This is a genomic window from Ancylobacter sp. 3268 (assembly GCF_031456575.1).
Taxonomy (GTDB): Bacteria; Pseudomonadota; Alphaproteobacteria; order Rhizobiales; family Xanthobacteraceae; genus Ancylobacter.
Genome location: NZ_JAVDUX010000026.1, coordinates 1 through 22,098, shown reverse-complemented (window position 1 = coordinate 22,098; position 22,098 = coordinate 1). Strand labels below are relative to the sequence as shown.

25 protein-coding genes are annotated in these 22,098 nt (G+C 63.7%); 9 read left to right on the top strand and 16 right to left on the bottom strand.

Annotated features, from left to right (window positions below; translation table 11 throughout):
* The first annotated feature begins 5 nt into the window (after positions 1–5).
* Together J2X65_RS25150 and traR are read left to right on the top strand one after the other, a co-directional pair.
* Positions 6–596, top strand: coding sequence for a conjugal transfer protein TraH (locus tag J2X65_RS25150; RefSeq protein ID WP_310207702.1), 591 nt, complete (start codon positions 6–8; stop codon positions 594–596).
* 314 nt (positions 597–910) lie between these two features.
* Positions 911–1,615 (top strand): transcriptional regulator TraR, encoded by a 705-nt coding sequence (traR, locus tag J2X65_RS25145; protein ID WP_310207699.1) that lies wholly within the window; start codon positions 911–913, stop codon positions 1,613–1,615.
* Positions 1,616–1,618: 3 nt separating this feature from the next.
* Here the strand turns inward: traR and J2X65_RS25140 are convergent, their stop codons facing one another.
* The 13 genes from J2X65_RS25140 to traI all read right to left on the bottom strand — a co-directional run bounded on the left by J2X65_RS25140 (position 1,619) and on the right by traI (position 12,542).
* The gene (locus J2X65_RS25140; protein WP_310207696.1) at positions 1,619–1,927 is read right to left on the bottom strand and encodes a transcriptional repressor TraM; all 309 of its coding nucleotides are present in this window, start codon (positions 1,925–1,927) and stop codon (positions 1,619–1,621) included.
* A gap of 339 nt (positions 1,928–2,266) precedes the next feature.
* Positions 2,267–3,577 (bottom strand): IncP-type conjugal transfer protein TrbI, encoded by a 1,311-nt coding sequence (gene trbI, locus J2X65_RS25135; RefSeq protein WP_310207692.1) that lies wholly within the window; start codon positions 3,575–3,577, stop codon positions 2,267–2,269.
* A gap of 10 nt (positions 3,578–3,587) precedes the next feature.
* Positions 3,588–4,043: a conjugal transfer protein TrbH gene (gene trbH, locus J2X65_RS25130; protein ID WP_310207690.1), complete on the bottom strand. Its 456-nt coding sequence runs from the start codon at positions 4,041–4,043 to the stop codon at positions 3,588–3,590.
* Positions 4,043–4,888 carry a P-type conjugative transfer protein TrbG gene (gene trbG, locus J2X65_RS25125; protein WP_310207686.1) on the bottom strand — a complete coding sequence of 282 codons (846 nt, stop codon included), beginning with the start codon at positions 4,886–4,888 and terminating at the stop codon, positions 4,043–4,045. Before trbG ends, trbH begins: the two co-directional genes overlap by 1 nt.
* Positions 4,889–4,905: 17 nt before the next feature.
* On the bottom strand, positions 4,906–5,568 hold the full coding sequence (locus J2X65_RS25120) for a conjugal transfer protein TrbF (RefSeq protein WP_310207683.1): 663 nt from the start codon (positions 5,566–5,568) through the stop codon (positions 4,906–4,908).
* Positions 5,569–5,583: 15 nt separating this feature from the next.
* On the bottom strand, positions 5,584–6,783 hold the full coding sequence (trbL, locus tag J2X65_RS25115; protein ID WP_310207680.1) for a P-type conjugative transfer protein TrbL: 1,200 nt from the start codon (positions 6,781–6,783) through the stop codon (positions 5,584–5,586).
* Positions 6,777–7,007, bottom strand: a complete 231-nt coding sequence (gene trbK, locus J2X65_RS25110) for an entry exclusion protein TrbK (RefSeq protein WP_310207677.1) — start codon at positions 7,005–7,007, stop codon at positions 6,777–6,779. Before trbK ends, trbL begins: the two co-directional genes overlap by 7 nt.
* Positions 7,004–7,756, bottom strand: a complete 753-nt coding sequence (gene trbJ, locus J2X65_RS25105; protein ID WP_310207673.1) for a P-type conjugative transfer protein TrbJ — start codon at positions 7,754–7,756, stop codon at positions 7,004–7,006. Before trbJ ends, trbK begins: the two co-directional genes overlap by 4 nt.
* A 28-nt stretch (positions 7,757–7,784) precedes the next feature.
* Positions 7,785–10,247, bottom strand: coding sequence for a conjugal transfer protein TrbE (locus J2X65_RS25100; RefSeq protein WP_310207669.1), 2,463 nt, complete (start codon positions 10,245–10,247; stop codon positions 7,785–7,787).
* Between the two features lie 8 nt (positions 10,248–10,255).
* The gene (locus J2X65_RS25095) at positions 10,256–10,555 is read right to left on the bottom strand and encodes a conjugal transfer protein TrbD (protein ID WP_310207664.1); all 300 of its coding nucleotides are present in this window, start codon (positions 10,553–10,555) and stop codon (positions 10,256–10,258) included.
* Positions 10,548–10,946, bottom strand: a complete 399-nt coding sequence (locus tag J2X65_RS25090) for a TrbC/VirB2 family protein (RefSeq protein ID WP_310207661.1) — start codon at positions 10,944–10,946, stop codon at positions 10,548–10,550. Before J2X65_RS25090 ends, J2X65_RS25095 begins: the two co-directional genes overlap by 8 nt.
* The gene (trbB, locus tag J2X65_RS25085) at positions 10,936–11,907 is read right to left on the bottom strand and encodes a P-type conjugative transfer ATPase TrbB (protein WP_310207658.1); all 972 of its coding nucleotides are present in this window, start codon (positions 11,905–11,907) and stop codon (positions 10,936–10,938) included. The genes J2X65_RS25090 and trbB overlap by 11 nt, the downstream gene beginning before the upstream one ends.
* Positions 11,904–12,542: an acyl-homoserine-lactone synthase TraI gene (traI, locus tag J2X65_RS25080; RefSeq protein ID WP_310207655.1), complete on the bottom strand. Its 639-nt coding sequence runs from the start codon at positions 12,540–12,542 to the stop codon at positions 11,904–11,906. Before traI ends, trbB begins: the two co-directional genes overlap by 4 nt.
* Positions 12,543–12,870: 328 nt before the next feature.
* On the opposite strand from traI, the gene repA reads away from it, so the two are divergent.
* The 5 genes from repA to J2X65_RS25055 all read left to right on the top strand — a co-directional run bounded on the left by repA (position 12,871) and on the right by J2X65_RS25055 (position 17,699).
* Entirely contained in the window at positions 12,871–14,103 is a 1,233-nt protein-coding gene (gene repA / locus J2X65_RS25075; protein ID WP_200837693.1) for a plasmid partitioning protein RepA, read from the top strand.
* A gap of 78 nt (positions 14,104–14,181) precedes the next feature.
* Positions 14,182–15,180 carry a plasmid partitioning protein RepB gene (repB, locus tag J2X65_RS25070; RefSeq protein WP_310207648.1) on the top strand — a complete coding sequence of 333 codons (999 nt, stop codon included), beginning with the start codon at positions 14,182–14,184 and terminating at the stop codon, positions 15,178–15,180.
* A 157-nt stretch (positions 15,181–15,337) separates the two neighbouring features.
* Entirely contained in the window at positions 15,338–16,654 is a 1,317-nt protein-coding gene (gene repC / locus J2X65_RS25065; RefSeq protein WP_310207645.1) for a plasmid replication protein RepC, read from the top strand.
* 86 nt (positions 16,655–16,740) lie between these two features.
* Entirely contained in the window at positions 16,741–17,004 is a 264-nt protein-coding gene (locus tag J2X65_RS25060; RefSeq protein WP_310207640.1) for a hypothetical protein, read from the top strand.
* Entirely contained in the window at positions 17,004–17,699 is a 696-nt protein-coding gene (locus J2X65_RS25055) for a nucleotidyl transferase AbiEii/AbiGii toxin family protein (RefSeq protein ID WP_310207637.1), read from the top strand. The genes J2X65_RS25060 and J2X65_RS25055 overlap by 1 nt, the downstream gene beginning before the upstream one ends.
* 89 nt (positions 17,700–17,788) lie before the next feature.
* Here the strand turns inward: J2X65_RS25055 and J2X65_RS25050 are convergent, their stop codons facing one another.
* Positions 17,789–18,934, bottom strand: a complete 1,146-nt coding sequence (locus tag J2X65_RS25050) for a site-specific integrase (RefSeq protein WP_310207635.1) — start codon at positions 18,932–18,934, stop codon at positions 17,789–17,791.
* Positions 18,935–19,058: 124 nt separating this feature from the next.
* Between J2X65_RS25050 and J2X65_RS25045 the strand changes: the two genes are divergently transcribed.
* Together J2X65_RS25045 and J2X65_RS25040 are read left to right on the top strand one after the other, a co-directional pair.
* On the top strand, positions 19,059–20,012 hold the full coding sequence (locus tag J2X65_RS25045; RefSeq protein WP_310207632.1) for a DUF1403 family protein: 954 nt from the start codon (positions 19,059–19,061) through the stop codon (positions 20,010–20,012).
* A 3-nt stretch (positions 20,013–20,015) separates the two neighbouring features.
* A complete protein-coding gene (locus J2X65_RS25040; RefSeq protein WP_310207629.1) occupies positions 20,016–20,714 on the top strand; it encodes an SMC-Scp complex subunit ScpB in 699 nt (232 codons plus the stop codon).
* A gap of 30 nt (positions 20,715–20,744) precedes the next feature.
* On the opposite strand, the gene J2X65_RS25035 is transcribed toward J2X65_RS25040, so the two are convergent.
* Positions 20,745–21,269: an RES domain-containing protein gene (locus J2X65_RS25035; protein ID WP_310207627.1), complete on the bottom strand. Its 525-nt coding sequence runs from the start codon at positions 21,267–21,269 to the stop codon at positions 20,745–20,747.
* Entirely contained in the window at positions 21,266–21,652 is a 387-nt protein-coding gene (locus tag J2X65_RS25030; RefSeq protein WP_310207624.1) for a hypothetical protein, read from the bottom strand. Before J2X65_RS25030 ends, J2X65_RS25035 begins: the two co-directional genes overlap by 4 nt.
* Positions 21,653–22,098: the final 446 nt, after the last annotated feature.

Here is a 22,098-nt window from a genome sequence, read left to right as displayed (position 1 = left end):
CGGAAGTGGTGGATGCCGCCGTGATCCAACAATGCGCCGACCCCAAATTGAAGCCGGCGATTGTCGAGAAGTTCATCGAGCAGGTGGGGACTCCTGATCCCCTGGCCGTGACGGTCCGCGCGGGCAATCGGATCATACTAGTACCGAAACCGAGTTCGCCGGAAGAGGCGCTGGAACTTATCCGGCAGCATGTTGGGCGTCATGTCGTGCGCGTCGGCGTCACCCAGCTACCGGCTGGTTTCGGGGTACAGGATGCCGTGGAACTCAAAGCCGATCTGGTCGACGCTTGCGCGAACATCCGCATGGGTAGTGCTCTGTTCGGCAAAGTCTATGACATCGTGACCCGATGGTACGGGCGGGATGCGGAGGAGGCATTCGGGGACGCCATCCTGGCGTGGAGAACGGGGTATTTCGAGGGGACCTTCGTGTTCCAGCGCTCTGATGCGGAGCCCGGAGCCTCTATGCCCAGTGTTCCAGCGAAAACCGTAGCAGCCGAACCAGATGGGAAGAGTGGCACATCGGGAAATCCGAACAATGCTGACATCCGGGTCGATCTTTCCGGCATCCGGGTCAAGCCGCCCGCGGACCCGAGGTAGGAGATTGCTTCCCACATCGGGCCATCGAGGGAACAGGTTCGCAAGCGCCGAGGATGTGAGCGCCAAAACGCCTGCCGCACCTTCTGATGGTGATGCGCGTCACTAATGGAAGTCGGACAAACCGCGTCATCCTGGTTGAAATTCCCCCCCTGATGGTTGGCGTGGGGGAGACGCCTGGAGGTGCTCCTGGTGCGCTGTTTCCCGCGCCCAATATGTTTTTCTCGAGGAGAATTGAAAAAAACTGGCTTTTGAATTGATCACTCTGATGGTTACAACGCTTGTGCACGAAATGAGGTGCCAATCGGAGGATCCTAGTGAAGCATTGGGTTGACAGGCTTACCGATCTGACCGCGATTGGATCAGATGAGGACGATCTGAAATCGGCACTGATAGATCTCGCCGAATCGTTTGGATTTGGAGGGTATGCATATTTGCATATGCAGATGAATAATACATTTGCCATTTCGAATTATTCTAATGAATGGCAGCGTGTATACTTTAACGAGAGGTATGCTTCGATCGATCCCGTCGTGGAGCGAGCACGACGGCTCAAGCGAGCGTTCTCCTGGGATGGCGAGGCTGATCGCGCGCGCCTGTCGAAGGAACAGCGCTCCTTCTTCTCGCACGCCGCCGACTTCTCCATCCGGTCTGGATTTACCATTCCGGTCACCACCGCAAACGGCTTTATGTCGATGTTCACGCTGGCATCCGACAAACACAGGATCGATCCCGAAAGGGACATCGATGCGGTCGCGGCCGCGGCTGCCGTGGGTCAGCTTCACGCGCGCATTACACATCTGCAGGCGACGCCGACGATCGAGGAGCATGTATGGCTCGATGCGAAGGAGGCCGCTTATCTGCGCTGGATTGCCCTAGGCAAGACGGTGGAGGAAGTGGCCGAGCTCCACAACGTCAAATATAACAGCGTGCGGGTGAAGCTATCCGAAACAAAAAGGCGGTTTAACGTCTATACGATTACACAGCTTGTTGCTGTGGCGATCCGCCGGAGGCTGATATAATGCTCAGTTCACCGATACACTTGGTGTATAGCCGAGAAGTGCGACGAGAGTGGTGACGGCAGCCATTTGAGAGTGCATCTCGATGGCGGCCTCAATGTACCGGACATGCTGCTCGCCCCCCAGCGTCTTTCCGGTCTTGCAGGCTTCGGGAAGTCCGTGAAACAGCTCGTCGGCACGATCGACCAGTTGCCGGTGGATGCGGATCGCATTGACCGTGATCGCCTCGAGATCCGACTGAGGCAGCCCTCGCGTCAGGCCGATGAGGGGACGGAGCTCGAATTTGGTCTCCGCTGCGGACTCGTTGGCTTCCATCTCCTGCTCGCCTGAAGTTGTCCGCGGTACGCCCCCGCCGACGATAATCCCATGAGCCCTAAGCCGGGGGTTAGAATCCGAGATGAATCGGCCCTGAGACCTTTAGCACCGAAGCGCCTGGACATGCGTCACAGGCCCCCGGCCGTAAGGTCAGAGGATTCTGGTGCCATTCCGGTCGGCACCAACCGTTCATCAGGGGATTCTAAGCCCCAAGACAGCGCGTACTGCCCCAACCTCCTTATACGGAGCATGGGGCCGGCGCGCCAGTGGCGGGCCGCAGCAAGACGGCCTGCGTCCTAAGAAATCTGTCAGGGGAACAGTGCCTTGGGTGGCGATCCCCTATCCCCGATAGGCGCCGGGGAACACGATGTCCTGGTCGACCAGCACGTTGAACTGGTAGCCCGGACGGATCTCGAGCGTTGGCTGGACGTCCATATTGCGCTGGATGGTCTGTTCCGCCGTCCGACCGAAGGTCTCGGCGAAATTGATCCGCGCGGCGTCCTCGGGGCTGTTGGAATTGAACGGGTCATTGTTCTGCGGGATCGCCATGTCGATCCCGGTGCCGATCAGGGCGATCAGTATGGCGGAACCGAAGGTTTCCAGCCATTTGCGATCGACCTTGTCGCGGAAGCCGCCATAGCCCTCGGCGTCCGTTCCCGCCATGCCGCCGATCTGCAATGTCGAGCCGTTCGGATAGATGATAGCGGTCCAGACGACGAGAACACGACTCTGCCCGAACGACACCTTGCTGTCGTAGCGACCGAGGAGCTTCGTGCCCTGCGGAATGAGCAGGAGATGGCCGGTCGCGCTATCATAGACATTCTGGCTCACCTGCGCGGTGATGCGCCCCGGCAGGTCGGAGTTGATGCCCGTAATCAGGGTGGCGAGGATCACCGAGCCGCGCTTCAGCTCAAAAGGCGAGAGCTGCGGCACCACCCGGTTCGGCAGGTAGCCGAGGCTTTTGAGGTCGGCATTGAAGAAATCTTCCTTGGCACGCTGACCGTTGGGATCCGGATTGATGCCGCCGGCGCCCGCGCGCAAGGCGGCGGCGAGAAGATCCGGGGCGCCACCCGTCCCCGATACGGCAGGCAGAGTCGGTTCGCCCGGACGGGACGTCGAGCTGACGCTTCGCCCATCGAGCTTGCTGCGATCGATCGCGATGGGTGCATCATAGGCCGCGTCACTTGCCTGCATCCGCGCCATGTCCTGACGATGACGCTCACGCAGATACTGTTCCTCCTGCTCGCGCTGCAGCCGTGCCCGCCAGACCGCTTCCGGCTCCAACGTGGGTTCCGGTCGTCCGCCGGCTTGCGGCGTCGGCGAGGTCCTGAAGGGGTTGGCCGCCGGCTCCTCCCTGGCCGTGACCGGAACAGGCGGGAGGGATGTCGCCTGTTGGGGTTCGCCAATGATCGCGTCGCTGACGCCGCGTTTGAGCTGGTCGGCAAAGGTGGATGCCGGGTTGCCGGCACTCTCCCTGGGTCCGCCCGCTTCTCCCATGCGCAAGCCGCGCGAGGCCAGGCCGTAGAAGATCACACCCAGGAAGGCGACGACCAGCACGATGACGATGATGACGGGCAGCCGGTTGATCCGGCGCATGCCGGCTTCGGTCCCGTCATTCGCAGCACCGCCGAGCTTGAGGGATTGCGTCATGACACTCTTCCTATCCGCGTCGCATGACGGAGACCGGGCTCGCCGGCGTGGCGCCGGCCGCCGTGACGCTATAGGCCCGACCGAGTTCCACATCGGCTGTCGAGAGCCGGGCCAGAACCTGGCCCTCGAAGGGAACGATCATGTAGGCAAGCGGGACAATGCTCGTGCCGCCCTCGGTCTTCTGGTCCGTGACGACGGCATAGCCCCAGCCCTTCAGGGCGGTTTCGAGAGCTTCTCCGAAAGGCGAACCGTCCTGCTTGAGCGCGATCGTGGCAGTTCCCGGCCCGACCTGTTCGGCCAGCCGGCTCACCATTTCACCGGCGATCGCGCTTGCGGCAGGACCGGACACGTCGGCGGGTGCGTCGCTGGCAATGAGGGTGCCCCGTCCGGCGGTCTGACATCCGGCAAGGACAAGCGCGAGCACTGCCGCGCCGGCCAGGGAACGCAATCTGGGAGAAAGGAGCATCAGCCACCCCTCCGGATCGTCACCTTCTCCTGGTTCCAGCCGACGCCTGACACGAGCACGGCCCTGTCGACATGATAGTCGACGATCATCATGTCGCCCTTCATGCGGTAATTGACGATGCGGCTCTGTCCGCCCGAGGTCACGAAGAGGACCGGCGCATCCTGGCCGGTGATCGAGCGGGGAAACTGGATGTAGGTCTTCTGTCCGTCGCTATAGACCCGGCTCGGCCGCCAGCCGGCCCGCCCGGAGACCGAGTATTCGAACTGGAGCTGCTCGGCCGGCAAGCCGGCGCCGGGGATGGTGCTGGCCTCGATCCGGGCATTGATGTCCGCCATTCTGGTGGAGACATCCTCGGGATAGGCGAAGCCGATGCGGGCCATGTATTCGCTCTGATGCGATTTCAGCTGGATGTGGTAGGTGCGGCGTGAGGTCGTCACCACCATCGAGGTGACGAGGCCCGGCTCCGACGGCTTGACGATCAGGTGGATCGCCTGGCCATCGGCCGCTCCCGAGGTCGCTGGCTCGACCTTCCAGCGGACGGTGTCGCCGACGAGCACGTCGCGGACCACCTCGCCCGGCTGGAGTTCGATGTCGCAGACCTGCAGCGGGGAGCAGACGACGGAGGGCTGGATCTCGCCATAGAGAAAGACGACTTTTCCGTCGGGGCCTCGCGTGACCACGCCGGGGCTGCCCCGCCAGCGCCCCGAAATGCCGGTGCCCTTGGCCTCGTTGGCGCTGAGGCCCTGCGCTTTCACGCAGGTGGGTGATGCCAGAAGGGTGGCCATGATGGCGAAGGCGATGGTGGTCGGCAGAAAGGGCCGGATTGCTGCGTGGTGTTCGTACATGCGCGCGTGCGAGCCTTTCAAAGCTGGGCCGTCCAATCGAAATCACGCAGATAGAGGCCGATCGGGTTGAGGCGGATGCTCGCCTCGTCCTGAGGCGGCGTCAGCGTGACGGTGGCGATGCCACGGAACCGGCGTAGCGCGGTCTCCTTGCCCTTGCGGTCCCGCTCGAACTCGGTCCAGTCGATCTGGTAGCTCTGGTTCGACAGCGCGACGATGTTGTTCACCTCGATGGCGACCGTCGCGTTCCTCGCCTTGTCGAAGGGCGAGGAGGAACGGAACCAGGCATTGACCTTTTCGGTCGCCGGATCGGAGGTGCGCAGATGCGCATAGGTGCGGTCGATGTACTGTTTCTGCACCACGGCATCGGGTGTCACGCTGCGGAAGTTCGAGACGAAGCTTCCGAGTGTCGCGCGCACGACGCGCGGATCGGCATATTCGATCTGCTGCGGATAGCCCCCGCTCGAGGCGGTGCCGAGTTTGTCGACTTCGACTATGTAGGGAACGAGCTTGACTTGCGTGCTCTGGAACAGGGCATAGGAAAAGCCGATCACCGCCATGACCAGGCCGGTGATGCCGACGACGCGCCAGCCGGCGGCCGCTTTCACATAAGAGCCATAGCGCTCGTTCCACTCTTGGCGAGCGGCGATGTAGGGGTTCTCGGGTGGGTTGCCGGAGGCCATGGTCGGACCGTGTCCTTATTTGCTGTCGTCGATCGGCGGCGGGACGGCGCGGGACGAGCGCGTGCCGCCCGATTGGCGGCGCTGGTCGAGCTTGGCGTTGGCGAGGCCAAGCAGTGAGCCGGCATAGGCGCCGGGTGCGGCGATCGCCTTTTCCTTTGCCGCCGATCCGGCCGCTCCTGCGGCGCTGCCGATGCCGGACGCCATGCCGCGCAGGGCGGCGCCGGCCAGCGAGGAGCCGCTGGCGCGGGCGTCACTCGCCGCCTGCGCGCCCGTCCGGGCCGCGCTCGCCCCGAGAAAGGCGCCGCCGGCGGCGAAGGTCGCGGCCTGTGCGCCGTGTCGGATCGCCTCCATGCCACCGGAGATCGAGGCGCCCTGAACGACGCCCTGCATGATGGGCGGCACATACATGGCGATGACGAAGACGACGACCGAGATGCCGGCAATGGCCAGCGTGGTGATGAACTGGTCCGAGGTTGCGGTCGGGGCCTCGGCGAGACCGAGCAGGATGTCCGAGCCGATCCTGGCGATCATCACCAGCGCCATCAGTTTCATGCCGACCGAGAAGGCGTAGACGAGATAGCGGACGGCAAAATCCTTGGTGAAAGACGAACCGCCGAGGCCGAGCATGATCATGCCGGCGAGCAGGCCGACATACATCTCCACCATCACCGCGACAAAGATCGCGGCGACCAGTGAGAAGGAGATGACGACCACCACCATGGCGAAGACAGCGGCGATCGCCAGCGCATTGTCCTCGAACAGGCCGAACTTGGCCTGTTCCGACATCTTGGACGCGACGCGGATGCCGGCATCGAAGATGTTGGCGGGTGATGCGGCTCCTCCGCTGCCACCGATCTGAAAGAGGCTGTCCACGACGGCCTTCGCGAAGTCCGGTCCCTGGTCGAGAATGAAGGCGAACAGGCCGATGAACATGATGCGGCGCACGAGTTCGGCGAACCAGGCGTCGAGCGAGGCGGCATTGATCGCAAGCCACACGGCGGCGATGCCGACCTCGATTCCGGCGAGAATCCAGAACAGCGACCGGGCCGCATTCATGACCGAGGTTTCCCAGCCGCGGGCGGCGGTCACGACGGAGTTCTCCAGCGTGGTGAGAACGGAACCCTCCTGCGCCAGCGCCGGAGCGCTCGCGAGCAGGATGATTGCAGCGACGGCAGTGGCGACCTCGAGCGGACGGTAAGGACGCGGGCTCACCATCGTGGCTTCATCTCCTGGCCACCGCGAACAGTCCTGTTCGGGTCGCCACTGAGGAAGCGTTCGATATGTTCACGACGTGCGGCGTCGGATGTCGGAGATGACGATGGTTCGGTTGTCGCCCGGGCAGGCTCGGTGGACGATGGTCCGACCATCGAGATGGCGAGCGTCGCGCACAGGCCAACGGCCCCGGCGAGCAGGATGAGAATGACAAAACGGGCGCTCACCAGCGCGGCTCCATGGTCTGCCCGCCGCGAATGTCGCGGGTGGGAGCGTTGAAAAACTGCTCGCGGCGGGCCTGGGCGAGATCCGTCTGCGCCTGATCGGACTGGTACCAGGTGCCCATCATGGTCATCTGCTGGGACACGAGGCCGCGCAGCTTCTGCATCTGGGCAACCTGCTGGGCCGCGATCTGATGGCCGACCTGCAACGCCTTCATCTGGCCGTCGGCGCTTTCCGACATTGTGCGCAAGGACGACATGGTGGCCTCTTCGCTGCCGAACTGCTGCGCGGTCAGGTTGGCGGCCTGCAGCGTGCCGGCGATGGTGTCGCGATTGGTGGTCGACCAGCCCTGATAGGTGGAGGAAAAGGAGGCTCCATTCGGCAGGTTGCTTTTCACCTCGGCGAAGCTCTGGAAGCGCTGCCGCAGCACGTCATCGGCATTGCCCATGGAAAAGGCGATGCCCTGGCCCTGCGAGACCACGTTCTGCAGGCTCTTCAAGTCGTTCTCGACCTGGCCCCAGACATGGTTCGGCAGCTGCGCCGTGTTTTGCAGCATGTTGTTGTAGATGTTCAGCTGATTCTGGATCTGCTCGGCAAGCTGGGAGATCTGCTTGATCTGGTTGTTGACCTGCTCGGCGGACTGGCCGACGAGGCTCACCAGCTCGGCATTGTTGGCAAGCTGCGTCCATTCGGTCGCGCCGCCCGTGGCGCCTCCGGCCGCTGCCTGCTGAGACAAAGCCGCCATGAGCAGCATGGCTGCGGTCGCGAGGAGGATTGGTGACCTAGGCGACGGGAAGGATGGTTTCGGCATGGGCGATCCCCCTCTGCTGGAGCCAGGAGAGAGGCCAACTGGCTCCCTGTTCGGAGTGCAGTGCGCGGATGCGCTTGAGGTCTTCCTTGCCGGATGCGCCCACGAAAGAGAGGGCAACGGGTCCCAGCGCCATGTCGAAGAGCCGCCGACCTTCCGGGGAGGCGACGTAATATTCGCGCTTGGGCAGCGCGCTAGCGACGATCTCGATCTGGCGTTCGTTGAAGCCGATGCGCTCGTAGAATTCACGGGTGCCCGGCTCGCGGGCCGATCCGTTCGCCAGGCAGATCTTTGTCGGGCAGCTTTCCTTGAGCACGTCGATGATGCCGGAGCGCTCGGCGTCCGAGATCGACTGGGTGGCGAGGACTACCGCGCAATTGGCCTTGCGCAGCACCTTCAGCCATTCCCTGATCTTGGCGCGGAAGGTGGAGTGACCGAGCATCAGCCAGGCCTCGTCCAGAATGATCAGGCTCGGCGCGCCGGTCAGGCGCTTCTCGATCCGGCGGAATAGATAGGTGAGCACGGGGACGAGATTGCGCTCGCCCATGTTCATGAGTTCCTCGACCTCGAAGCACTGGAAGGTGCCGAGCGACAGGCCGTCCTGTTCGGCATCGAGCAACTGCCCCATCGGACCATCGACGGTGTAGTGGTGGAGCGCGTCCTTGATCTCGCGCATCTGGACGCCCGACACGAAATCCGAGAGCGAGCGTCCACGCGACCCTGCCATCAGGCCGATCTGCCGGGAGATGGCGTTGCGATAGTCCGGCGGGACCGCCACGCCCTGCAAGGCAATGAGGGTTTCGATCCACTCGCTCGCAAAGGCCCGGTCGCTATCGGTCGACAGCTCGGCGAGCGGGCAGAAGGCGAGCGGAGCGCCCTCCCCTGCCCCGATGCTCTCGCCGCCGACCTCATAGTGCGCGCCGCCGATCGCCAGTGTCAGCGGCAGCATGGAGCCGCCTTTGTCGAAGGCGAAGATCTGCGCCTGGTGGTAGCGGCGAAACTGCGCGGCGATGAGCGCCAGTAGCGTCGACTTGCCGGAGCCAGTCGGCCCAAAAACCAGGGTGTGCCCGACATCGTCGACATGGAGGTTCAGGCGGAACGGCGTGCTGCCGCTCGCCACCTGCATCAGTGGCGGCGAGCCTGGCGGATAGAACGGACACGGCGCGTTGAGGCTGCCTGACCAGACCGAGTTGAGCGGGATGAGATCGGCGAGGTTGCGGGTGTTGATCAGCGGCTCGCGGATATTGGCGTAGGAGACGCCGGGCAGACTGCCGATGAAGGCGTCGGTGGCGTTGAGCGTCTCGATCCGGGCACCGAATCCCTCGGCCTGGACCAGCCGACGCACCGCCTCGCATTTTTCCTGCAGCCGGGCCGGCACCGTGTCGAACAGGATGATGACCGGCGTGTAATAGCCATAGGCGACGAGCTGGGAGGAGGCCTCGGCAATGGCATCCTCGGTCTCGGCCACCATCATCATGGCGTCCTGGTCGACCGATCGGCTCTGTGTCTGGAACAGCTGATCGAAGAAGGGTCGCACCTTCTGCTGCCATTTCTTGCGTGTGCGCTCGAGCCTCGCCCGGGCCTCTTGCTCGTCGAGGAAGACAAAGCGCGACGACCAGCGATAGGTCAGCGGCATCAGGTCGAGCGCGTTGAGAATGCCGGGCCAGCTCTCGGCCGGCAGTCCATCGATGGCGACGACGCCGAGATGGCGGTTCTCAATGAGAGGCGTGAGCCCGTGCCGGAGCTCGGCCGTGGCTAGCCAGTCGAGATACATCGGGATGTCTGGCAGCCGGACCGGATGGTTCTCGCCGGTGATGCAGAAGCGGATGAACTGAAACAGTTCGTCATATCGGGCGGTACGAAAGCCGCCGGCCTCTTCCGTCTCGCGCGTCACCATCCGACGGATCGAGACGACATTGGCGAGATATTGCTCGATCTCTCGGATCGAGGTCCGGAAAGCATTGAGTGTCGACGACGCGTAGGAAGCGGTGCGGCTCGCCGCGTCGGAATAGATATACCGCGTGAGGCCGGAGCGCCGCGGCTCCGGCGGCTGCCAAGTGAGGATGAGCGCGTGGCGGCTTTCATAGTGGCCGCGCTCGCGCTGGAAATGTGACCGGCGCTCGGCATCGATGGCGCGGGTGACCGGGTCGGGGAAATGGCAGTCCTGTTCGTCGGGATAATCCGAGGTCGGCACACGAACGGCCTCGACCTGGATCATCCAACCGGAGCCGAGGCGCGCCAATATGGTGTTGATCTGGCGTGACACCTCGTTTCGCTCAGTCGGGGTCGAGCTCTCGCTGTCGGGCCCGGCGAAATACCAGCCGGCCATCAGCGCGCCGTCCTTGAGCAGGAGCACGCCATTGTCGACGAGGCCGGCATAGGGCACGAGGTCGGCGAAGGACGGACCGGAATGGCGGAAGGATCTGAGCGCGACCATGGGCGAACTCAGAACCGCCGCCAGGGCGTTGAGGTCGCCCGGTAGTGCGACTGGTAGGTGATGTGGCGGACATAGATGCGCCGCATCAGCGGGTCGGACTTGGCCATCATGCGCAGGGCCGCCACCACGACCAGCCAGATCGTGACGCCGAACAGCGCCGCGTACCAGGTGAGCACGACGAAGATCAGGATAGCGGAGGCAAGGCCGGTCAGCAGCACCAGTTCCCGATCGGCGCCCATCAGCAGGTTCGGACGGGACAGGGCGCGGTGAATGCGCGATCGCGCGAGGCGGGAGCCGGTGTCAGCCATCGGTCCCCTCCCCGGCCCAGCCATGGGAGGAGGCGGGAGCCGTCGCCTGCGCAGGTGCGACCGGCGTGCCGATGGAGGCGCCGGTCGATCCGAACAGGGCGACGATCTGGGTGGCCCCTAACAGGATTCCGGCGACGAGCACGACATACATCAGCCGCCGTGCGAAATCGTTCAGCTCACCGCCAAAGATCAGCATGCCGCCGGCGACCGCGACGGCCGCGAGCGCGATGAAGCCGGCGACGGGTCCGGTGATCGACTGCTGGATCTGCTCGAGCGGACCTTCCCAGGGAAGGCTGCCGCCCGACGAGGCGAAGGCCGGCTCGATGAGCGACGCCGCGACGAGGGCTGCAAGGCCGGCGCCGGCGAGAGCAAGGTGAAGGCTACGCGGCATGACTGACCCCTTCGGCTTGTGCGTAGTGTTCGGTCTGATACCGGGAGGCGCTGAAGCCCTCGACATGAAGGATCTCCTGCACCCGCCTCCCCCGGCCCGAGCGTTCGATCGAGACGATGAGGTCGACCGCCTCGCCGATGACTTCCTGCATGGGCTGCTGGCTGACCTCGGCGGTGAGTTGCTCGAGGCGGCGCAAGGCCGACATCGCGGTGTTGGAATGGATCGTGGTGACGCCGCCGGGATGGCCGGTGTTCCAGGCCTTGAGCAGCGTCAGCGCCGCGCCGTCGCGAACCTCGCCGACGATGATGCGGTCGGGGCGCAGGCGCATCGTGCTCTTGAGCAGGCGCGCCATGTCGACGGTATCGCTGGTATGAAGGCAGACGGCGTTCTCCGCCGGACAGCGTATCTCGGCAGTGTCCTCGAGGATCAGAAGACGATCGTCTGGAGCTTCTGCGACGATCTCGGCGATGACCGCATTGGCCAGCGTGGTCTTGCCGGAGCCGGTGCCGCCGGAGATGACGATGTTCATCCGCGAGGCGATCGCGCTGCGCAGGACCGAGGCCTGGGCCTCGCTCATCACCTTCGCCTTCACATAGTCGTCGAGCGGGATCAGCCGCGAGGCGCGCCGGCGGATGGTGAAGGTGGGAGCGGTCACGACCGGGGGCAGCAGCCCCTCGAAACGATGACCGCCGATCGGCAGTTCGCCGGAGATGATGGGCTGCTGGTCGTCGGCTTCCGATTGCAGGGCATGGGCGACGCTGCCGATGACGACCTCGGCGGCGGCCGGGTTCATGGCGCCCACTTCGGCGACCCCTTGGCCGAGGCGTTCGATGAACAGCTTGCCGTCGGGATTGAGCATGATCTCGACGACGGTCGCGTCGTCGAGGGCGACGCAGAGCTGGTCGCCCAGTGCCTCCTGGAGCTTGCGGACCAGCCGGGAGTGGGAGCGGAGTTGGTTCACGCCGCGCTCCTCAGCGGTGCGAGGGCCTCTTCGCTGAGCTCAGACTGATAGTTAGCCGGACGCACGTTCCGGAAGCTGGCCGCGTCGATGGGGAGGCTTCCCGCAATCGCCGTGGTGTTGCCAATGCGAACGGGCTCGCCCAGCCGCTGCATCGGCCAGCCCGCCCGCTTGAGGATCCGCTCGAAGCGCAGGTCGGTGGCGGTGACGAGTTCATTGTAGCCGTTGACCATCGACCATTCGATGATCCCAGCGAACAGGAACAGCGTCGTCTGGTGCAGAAGGCCCCCTGCCCTTTCGAAGGTCAGCGTGGTGTCCACGCAGAAGCGCGAACTCTCGATCATCGCCGCGTTGGCATTGAGCGAACCACTCGCGAGCAGTTGCGGGAAGGTCTGCTCCAGCATCGTCGGTCCGATCGCGGGGAGTAGGCGGCAGCATCCGGCGACCCGCCCCGAGGCAGTCACCGCCAGGACGTAGGACGGCTGCAGGTCGTCATACTGATCCCGCTCTTCGCCGTTCTCGATGGTGACGTCCCATTCGAGACGTCCCGAGAAGATCGCGGCGCGCAGGCGGCGCATCTGGGCCAGAAGGTCGGCGTATGTCTCATATTGCGCCGGGGTAACAACCTGAATCCGCATCAACGTCTCCACATGAACGGGCTGTGGGGAGACAGATCACCGGTGGCGGGGGCCGGCTATGTGCAGATTTGCAGCGGGTGATTCTGGTGCCTCGGTGATCGAGAGGACGAGCTCGGAGGCGCGGGATCAGCCTGCCGAGGGGTGCAAATTTGCAGTTCCCATGGGGCATCCGTTTCTGCGCGACTCACGATAAGTCTCGGAAAACGTAGCGAAATGGCCTGCGGACTTGGGAGCTGCGGATTTGAGCGTTAAGGTCTCGTTAACCAAAAACGGCTTGCGACCCTTCTCGAATCGACCATAGTAATAACGCTTTCAGCGTGAATGCAGCATGAAAAGCGTTATTCTAGAGAAGTTGGCGGAAGTGAGCACAGGGCACCCTACGGAAACGGACTTTGACGAGGAGATTCTCCAGCAGGGGGAACTCATCTCCGATAAGCTCAATATGCTGCGCTTGGAGCAGTATCCGCCTAATGCGGAGAAAGGGCTTCGCCTTTTCTCATCCGTTGAGGTCGCCGAGTTTCTCGGAGTGACGCAGAACCACATCAAGAAGCTTCATCTTGAGGGGAAAGGGCCTGATCCACAGGTGTCATCCTCCGGCCGACGCAGCTACACGGCTGCGCAGATGCTGGAACTGCGCCATTTCCTTGACAAACACGGCCGGAGCGACATCAAACGGTATGTTCCTCATCGTCGGCCGGGTGATGAACTCCAGGTGGTTTCCGTCGTCAATTTCAAGGGTGGCAGCGGCAAGACCACGACGACCGCGCATCTGGCACAGTATCTTGCCCTTACCGGCCACCGTGTTCTGGCTATTGATCTCGATCCGCAAGCATCGCTAACGGCTCTACATGGGATTCAGCCGGAACTGGATAAAAACCCCTCCCTCTTCGAGGCGCTGCGCTACGATGACCAGCGCAAGTCGATCAAAACGATTATTCGGCCTACCAATTTCCCTGGCCTCGATATCGTGCCGGCGAATCTCGAATTGCAGGAGTACGAGTATGAAACGCCTCTGGCGGCGTCCAATAAGGGGTCGTCAGAGGGGCGGATGTTCTTCACCCGGATCACTCAGGCGCTTAAGGAAGTCGATGACCAATACGATGTGGTGGTCATCGATTGTCCTCCACAACTCGGCTACCTGACGTTGACGGCATTGACCGCGTCGACGTCCGTTCTGATCACGGTCCATCCGCAGATGCTTGATATCATGTCGATGAGCCAGTTCCTGCTGATGCTTGGCGGCATTCTTCAGTCGATCAAAAGTGCTGGTGCGCGGGTCAGGCTGAACTGGTTCCGATATTTGGTCACGCGCTATGAGCCAACGGATGGGCCGCAAGCGCAGATGGTCGGATTCATGCAGGCGATGTTCAATCGTCGCATGCTGCGGAACCAGATGCTCAAATCGACGGCGATTTCCGACGCGGGCATCACCAAGCAAACGCTTTACGAGGTTGAGCGCAGCCAGTTCACTCGGTCGACCTATGATCGGGCCGTCGAATCCCTCAACGCCGTGAACGGCGAGATCGCTGAGCTAATTCACAAATCGTGGGGGCGAAAGTGACCGTTGGTTTGACAGCCGTGCAAATCGCCGAAAAGTCTAGGTACAGCAAAGGGATGCGTCCTGTATCGGGAGGGCGTCTTGGCTAGGAAGCACCTACTGGCGTCATTTGCCGATCCGAAACAGGAAGAGGTGCCCGTAGCTACGGCATCGGAGTCTCGTGCGGAGTATGCGCGGCGTGGAGCTTCCCGTTCCATGATGCAAACTCTTGACGAGATGGCGGAGAATTCGATGCGCCTCTTGGAGGGGGAGGCGATCGTGCAGCTAGATCCAGCTTTGCTTGATCCCTCCCCTTTCGCTGATCGCATCGGCGAAGAAGCTGATGAATTCGATGCGCTTGTCGCAGCGATCAAGGATGTCGGCCAGGCCTCACCGATTCTCGTCCGGCCGCATCCGGATGATGCCCAGCGTTACGTGATCGTTTATGGGCATCGCAGGGCGAAAGCGGCACGGCAGCTTGGAATACCGGTAAGGGCGGTTGTGAAGCCGCTTGCGGATATCGCTCATGTCATTGCGCAGGGGCAGGAAAATACGGCTCGCGCCAACCTGACTTTCATTGAGAAATCGCTTTTCGCGATGAAGTTGCTCCGTTCGGGAATATCGAAGGACGACATAAAGCGTGCGCTGACGATCGACGATACCTTGCTCTCGCGCATGCTGGCTGTTGTCGAAGCCGTCCCGGCCCCGGTGCTTGACGCGCTAGGCGCTGCGCGCGGGGTAGGTCGTGATCGTTGGGAGCGTTTGAAGAAGGAACTGCTTCATCCCGCGAAGGCCAGTGCCGCAGTCGAGCTGGTGCACACGCCTAGCTTCAAGGATGCGCCTCAAGAGCAGCGCTTCGCGCTCGTTCTGGAAGGAATAGCGAGGGCGAAAACTCGTAAGCCGGTGGTCGCTCGTCCTACCGAACGAGACTGGGCACTGGCTGGAGATTCGGTGAAGGTGGTGACGAAGGCCGCAGGTCGCTCGTTCACGCTCGCACTGAAGGCGAAGGACGCTTCGGATTTCGGGGCCTATCTCTCTGATAATCTGGAGCGCCTTTACGAGGAATACCAGAAAAATGGATCAAAGCAGGAGACGCACTAAACCGCAAAAGAAAAAGGCCCCCGAAACGGTGTCCCGGAAGCCCTTCTCGTTGTTGGCGCATTGAGAATCGCACCTCCCGGAATCACCGTCAAGCGTTTTAGCGAACGATCTTGCTCGGGCGCGCTGGATTTTTTTGCCTAGCGATAGGTGAAGGACAATGCAGACGCATGTTTCGACGACGCCCTTTGGGCGGCGGCCGATGACGCTTGGCCAGATTTCAAACCAGATGACTGCGAAGGCGGTAAAGCCGGATGCCGTCGCGCATAAATGGCAGGTGTTCCAGGACATCCGCGAGGCGAGGGAACTCCTCGGCGCCACCGATCGCTCGCTGGCGATCCTCAACGCCTTGCTGACCTTCCATCCGGAAACCACACTCACCGGCGATGGTGAGCTGATCGTCTGGCCGTCCAACGAGCAGCTGGCGGCCCGCGCGAACGGCATGCCGGCGACGACGCTGCGCCGGCACATCGCCGTGCTGGTCGATTGCGGGCTAGTGATCCGGCGCGACAGCCCGAACGGCAAGCGCTTCGCGCGCAAGGGCAGGGGCGGGGAGATCGAACAGGCCTATGGCTTCGATCTCTCGCCGTTGGTCGCGCGGGCGCAGGAGCTTCATGACCTGGCCGGGGCGGTGCATGCGGAGAGAAGAGCGTTTCGCGTGGCGAAGGAGCGCCTTACGCTTCTGCGACGAGACATTGTCAAGCTGATCGACACCGGCATCGAGGAGAGCGTTCCGGGTAATTGGGGGAAGGTGCTGTTGGACTATCAGGCGATCATCATCCGCCTTCCCCGCTCCGCCCCGCGCCAGCTGGTGGAGGCGATCAGCGCCGAGCTGGCGGTTCTTTGTACGGATATCCGCGAGGCTCTGGAATCCTTCACAAAAACGCAGAATCCGGACGCCAATGAGTCCCATTCCGGTCGCCACATACAGAATTCAAACTCAGAACTTCAGACTGAATCTGAATATGGCATCCGAGAAAAGAAAGAAGCAGGCGGCACCGCCGCGGAAACCGACAACGTGCGGAGCCTGCCGAAGCGGGAATTGCCCCTTGGGATCGTGCTCGACGCCTGCCCCGGCGTGCTTGAACTGGCGCAGGGTGGTGAAATCCGGCACTGGCGGGACTTCCTGGCCGCGGCGGAACTGGTCCGGCCGATGCTGGGGATCAGTCCAAGCGCTTGGCGCGAAGCGCGGGAGGCGCTTGGGGAGCAGCACGCCGCGATCACGCTGGCCGCGATCTACCAGCGCGCCGACCAGATCAGTTCGCCCGGCGGTTATCTGCGCAGCCTGACGGAGCGCGCGAAGGACGGGAAATTCTCGACCTGGCCGATGATCATGGCGCTGCTGCGGGCCAAGCTCGATGTGCAAAAGACGCAAGTTGGCGCGGATGGCGGGAAAACAGACGAGTCCAGGCCCAGTGATGATCTTCGAGCCTCGGAGGCGCTGCTGAAAAGTCTGACGAAGCCGAGGGGGCGGTAAAGACAGGGGAGTGCGGTTATGAACGAAAGAGCGATCCTCGCGACCAACTTGTCCGCAAGGAACGAAACGACTATCTTTCAAGGGTTATGAGCACGCATCTGGCCTTGGTCCTGACGACGGTGAACGCACCCTATGGCGAGCAGCTTGACGGTGCGGAGTTGGCTCATTGCCTGTCGGATATCACATTGGCAAAGCAGCATCCCGGTCAGGTGAGCGCCTTTCTGGGAGAGGTGCCTGTCGCCAACCAGCTGAAGTTCGCGGACGCTTATCATATTCCGTTTGCGACGCTGAAGGCTCTGGCAAGTGATTTCGCGGCCTGGTCGGGCGAGAGCTACCCTCTCGCCGCCTGATGACCGAGCTTTCCAATCGTCGTCCTTCGGAATGGCAGCGGCTTTTTGCCATTGCTTCCGATCTCGTCCGCCAGGTGAGGGTGGCGACCGGCGGATATGATTTCGAATGGTCGTTCGGCGGTGGTACGGCGATGATGATCCAGATTGGTCATCGTGAAAGCCACGACGTCGATCTGTTCATCAACGATCCGCAACTGCTCGGATTCCTGGATCCATCTAGAAGCGGGTTGAGCTTCGGTGTCGTGCTTGCAGCCTATGAAGGGGATGGAGCGCGCTTCCAGAAATTCGCCTTCGACCAGCTGGGCGAGATCGATTTCATTGTCGCGGGCGCACTGACAGCCGTCCCCACGGTGACACAGCTTGTCGAAGGCCAGCCTGTCCAGATCGAGACCATCCCTGAGATCATCGCCAAGAAAATCGTCCACCGGGGCGCCGTTGCCAGGGCACGGGATATCTTCGATCTTGCTGCCGCGTCACGGGAGCATCGGTCGGAGGTGATCTCGGCATTGCAAGCCTTTCCCGAGCAAGTGGGAGCGACGCGGCAACGCCTTGCCGCGCTAAACCCGGAATTCGTCGCGAAGACGATCTCGCAGCTGATGATCAAGCCGGCCTATGAGGCCATGGCCCCAGACAGCCTTGCGATCGCCACCGATGTTCTCGACGAGGTCCTGCACGCTTCATCCGGTCCATCCTGACCAACGATGGCGATGGCTACGGGCGGCATTTTCCTTCGCTGGAGCTGAGCTCATCGAAAGGAAGTCGATAGGGCAGGGGGCCTTCCGCCCTACAACCCCGCGGCCTTGGTGAGATTGACGCGGAATCTGTCGCGCCGGCGCTGATAGCGTCGGGTCATCTCGGCGGAAGCATGGCCGAGCTGCTTCTGGACGTGGCGCTCATCGACTTCAGCCGAGGAGGCGAGGCCCGCGCGCAGCGAATGGCCGGCGAATTTTTCTTCCCGGTCGCCTTCGGAGAGATCGCCGCGCACGCCGGCCGCCAGCGCCGTGCGCTTGACCAGACGGGCGACCTCCCGATCGTTGAGGCGTTCGGAGCCAACATCCTTGCCCCGGCCCGTCACGCGGCGAAACAGCGGGCCGTGCCCGATGCGCGCCAGCTTCAGCCAGGTCTGCAGTGCTACCACCGGGCAGGTGGCGTCCGCCGAGCCACGGCCGATCTCGACCTCGCGCCAGCCGGTCTTGCCACGCAAGGTGACGATCATCCCCTTGTCGAGGATCTCGACCCAACCGCGCCCGTCCTCGGTGTGCTCGCGCCCGACATCGAGCCCGACGATCTCCGAGCGCCGCAGCCCGCCGGCGAAGCCGAGCAGCAACATCGCCCGATCGCGCAGGCCGCGCAGCGTGCCGCGCTCCAGCGTCTCGAGCATGGCAATCAGATCTTCCGGCAGCACCGCCTCCTTCTGTCTTGGCGGGGCGGCATGGGTGTTGCGGATGCCGGCGAGCACGGTGGCGATGTGCCGATCCTTGCGGTCGAGCGGGGTGCCGCGCTGGGCATAGTTCCAGGTGATGGCGGAGAGCCGGCGCTCGATGGTGGACACCGAGTTCGCCTTCCCGCCGGGGATCGCGGCGCCGGAGGCACAGGCGGTGATGTACAGCCCAACCACCTGCGGGGAGGGGGGCAGCAGCTCCAACCCCTGGCGTCGGCACCAGGAGGAAAAATGCGCCCAGTCGCTGGCATAGGCGCGCCGCGTATTCGCCGAGCTGGACGCCTCGACATAGTCGCGGGCGCGGCCGGCGAGGCGCTCGAGATGGGCGGGAAGCGCGGGCGCGTCGCCCGGAAGAGGAGCGGGGAGGGCAGGCGCCTCCTCGGCCGACAGTGCGGCATCGGAACCAACGACGGGTGCGCCCGGAACCTGAGACGGTGCGGAGCGCTCCGGAGGGCGATTTTCGTCGGCTTGCGCGGTGTTTTCGACCATTCTCTCTATAAAGAGCAATACATCCGATAATGCAACATTATCGGATGTTATTATTCGCAGACAGAGCGTGCGGTTGAGCCGCTATATCATGGACAAAAGCGCACGCTTACGATAGCCTCGCTCCATGGATGTTGCGCTGATTCCGCCCTCCTCGGTCCCCATCGCCGTGCCGCACATCCCCGGCTGGGCGCTGCCGCGCGGCCCGGTCACCCACCTGGCCGAGGCCGCCTTCCTCGCCGGCGCGGCGTTGAATTCACTCGATCATCTGGTGCGGGCCGACCCGCCCTGGGCCGGCGCCTGGCGCGCGCGGCTGGCGCTCAGCTGCGCCGCCGCGGCCGCGCGCCACGCTGGGCGTACGGAGGATGAATCCACCCTGCGCGATGCCTGGATGCTGTGTCCCGCCGACGGTGATCCGGGCCCCGCCGGCCGGCGGTTGGCCGCCTGGCGGCGTCTGTCCGAGCGCTCCCCGGGCACTGAGCCGACGAGTCTTCAATCAACCTGCGGACTGCTCGGCATCAGCTGGAGCCCCGAGCTGGCCGCTCTTCCGGAAGAGATCGACCGGCTGGTCGGCGAGGGGGGGCCGGCACCGCTTGTTGCCGCGGCGGTGCTGCGCGCTGCCGACACGGCAGCGCCGAACGCTGGGGTGCTCGGCTGGTGGCTCGCCGACCAGGTGCTGGCCCGGCGGCTGCGCTGGCCGCTGCCGGTGCCGCTGCTCATGGTCGAGGCGCACGGCGCCGCCTTCCGTGGCGCCGGAAGGGGAGGGCGGCTGCGTCCGGGCGACGAGGGCTTCGAGGCCGCGCTCTGTCTCGCCGTGGCGCAGGGCGCGGCGCGGGCCCTGCGGTGTGCCGCCGAGATCGCGCCGCGCGCCGCCCGGTTGCAGGCGGTGGCGCCAAAACTGCGCGCGAAGGGGGCCGGGGAGGCGATCGCCCGGTTGCTCGACGACGACGCCGTGCCGGGCACGCTGGCGACGGCAAAGCTGTCGCGCTGGGGCGCCCGGCGGCTGTTCGAGCGCCTCGAGGCGCTGGGGGCGGTGCGCGAGCTCACCGGCCGCTCAGCGTTCCGGCTCTACGGGCTGTGAAAGATGGCCCGGCGCGCCAAAACCCCGGTGAGCTTCGATGTCGAGCTCAGCGCGCTGCCGCCCGAGCTGCGCTGGCGTGAATGGATGGGCCGGGTCGAAGCGGTGATCTTCGCCTCGCCCGCGCCGGTGAGCCGGGAGGTGCTGGCAAAAGTGGTCGGCCGCGACTGCAGCCTCGATCATCTGATCGACGACATCCGCGCCGAGCTGCGTGGCCGGCCCTATGAGCTGGTGGCGGTCGCCGGCGGCTGGCAGCACCGCACGCGGAAAAACTTTGCCGAGGCGATCCAGGTGGCGACCGGCCTCGGCACCACCGAGACCAAGCCGCTGTCGCCGTCCGAGGCGCTGGTGCTGCTGTGCATCGGCTACTTCCAGCCGATCACCCGCGGCGAGCTCAGCCAGTTCTTCGGCAGGGAGATCAGCCGCGACGTCATCGGTCATCTCCGCGGGCTTGGCTTCATCGCTGCCGGGCCGCGCGCCCCGCAGCCCGGTGCGCCCTACACCTATGTGACCACCAAGGGGTTCCTGGCGCATTTCGGCTTCGACACGCTGCGCGATCTGCCGGACATGGAGGCGCTCGAGGATGCCGGGCTGCTCAGCAAGGACAGGCTGCTGGCGGGGGATATCCCGCTCGGGCTCATGGCGGGCGATACGGACGAAGAGGACGAGCTCGGGGAGGAGGCCGTGGCCGATGAGGAGAACTGAACGCCCTTGCCGGTCCTCTGACCGTTCAGCCTAGGACCACGACGATTGGTCCTTCGGCAGCCGACGATCGGGATCGTGGACCATGACCGTGTCGTCAGCGAGCAGATTGGCCGGAAAGATCACCAGATTGGTGCCGCCGGCATGGCGAAGGGACGGAAACAGGATGCCGCGAAGCCCGGCGGTGATCACGCTATCAGCGAGCTTCCAGGATGGCGGCACCTTTCCGTCGATGCGGGCAATGCGGCGCCACGCACAATCCCACTCCTTCCAGGCGTCATCCCAAACGCTCGGATCGAATCCCTGAGACAGGTCCGCGACCTCGCCGAGCGTCACCGTGTAGGCGGCAAGGGTTGCCGGCGGCGTGATGCTGGCGCCTTGCCGGTATTCTTCAAGCGCCGTCTGCGGCGCGCGGGAGAGATAAAGCGCCTCGACGCCCGGCCGGTTGAACCGGCCACCATCTATCGCGGCACCCGCGCCGCTGGTCGGCAGGAACGCCCACTTAGGTGTCAGATAGCGATGGAATATCTCGTCCGGACCGAGGCGGGCAATCCTCACCCACGGGCTCCGTTCTCGAGATCGCGGATGAAGGCCAGCACCGCCTCTACCTGGCCATCGGCCACGAGCTCAGCCGCCGTGCGGTGCCCATAATCGGCGATCGGCTCGTTACGGTACCAATAGATGGCCTTGTCGATGTCGCCGGTGAGCTCGGTGACCGCCGAGATTACCTTCACCATCTCCCGCATCCGTCCCTGCAGCCGCTCGGAAGAGGGGTTGCGCAAGGTGTTGCGATGAACGCCGGTGAGCTGGGCCAAGTTGGCGACATTGACCCCAAGAGCCTTGGACAGGCGCTTTGGCGAGATATAGGGCGTGCGAGGCTCCTGAAGGCTGTCGACGAAGCCGGAAACCATGGCGATGTGGGCAATCTGAGCCTGGGTCATGACGCACCTCTATGATGTTACGCACAATATATGCACATCCATAAGCACATCAAGCGCAGCGTGCGTCGGCCACATGGCGATCTTAAGCCGTCCATTCTTCTGGTCCCGCGTCTCGCCGACAGCCGAAGCTGACCCATAGCTGTCCCTCGACCGACCTTTCAGCGACGTCTGCTTTGCGCCCCGATCTCGGCCGTGGAGATCGGACCTGCGATTTCCTGAAAGCAGACGCTGCTGCTTACCGCTGTACAGGTCACGGATGCGCCAGAGGACTAAACCGCCGCCGCGGTAGGCTCCCGGCATGACGGGCGGTTGGATGTTTTCAATGTGGCGTCCAGCATAGGTGGGTGGACCATCACGGGGTTTCTCAACCTTTGGAGAGCCCCATGGACCATCAGGAGCACCCCGACACCCGGCCGACCATTAGCCCGCTGCGGCAGCGGATGATC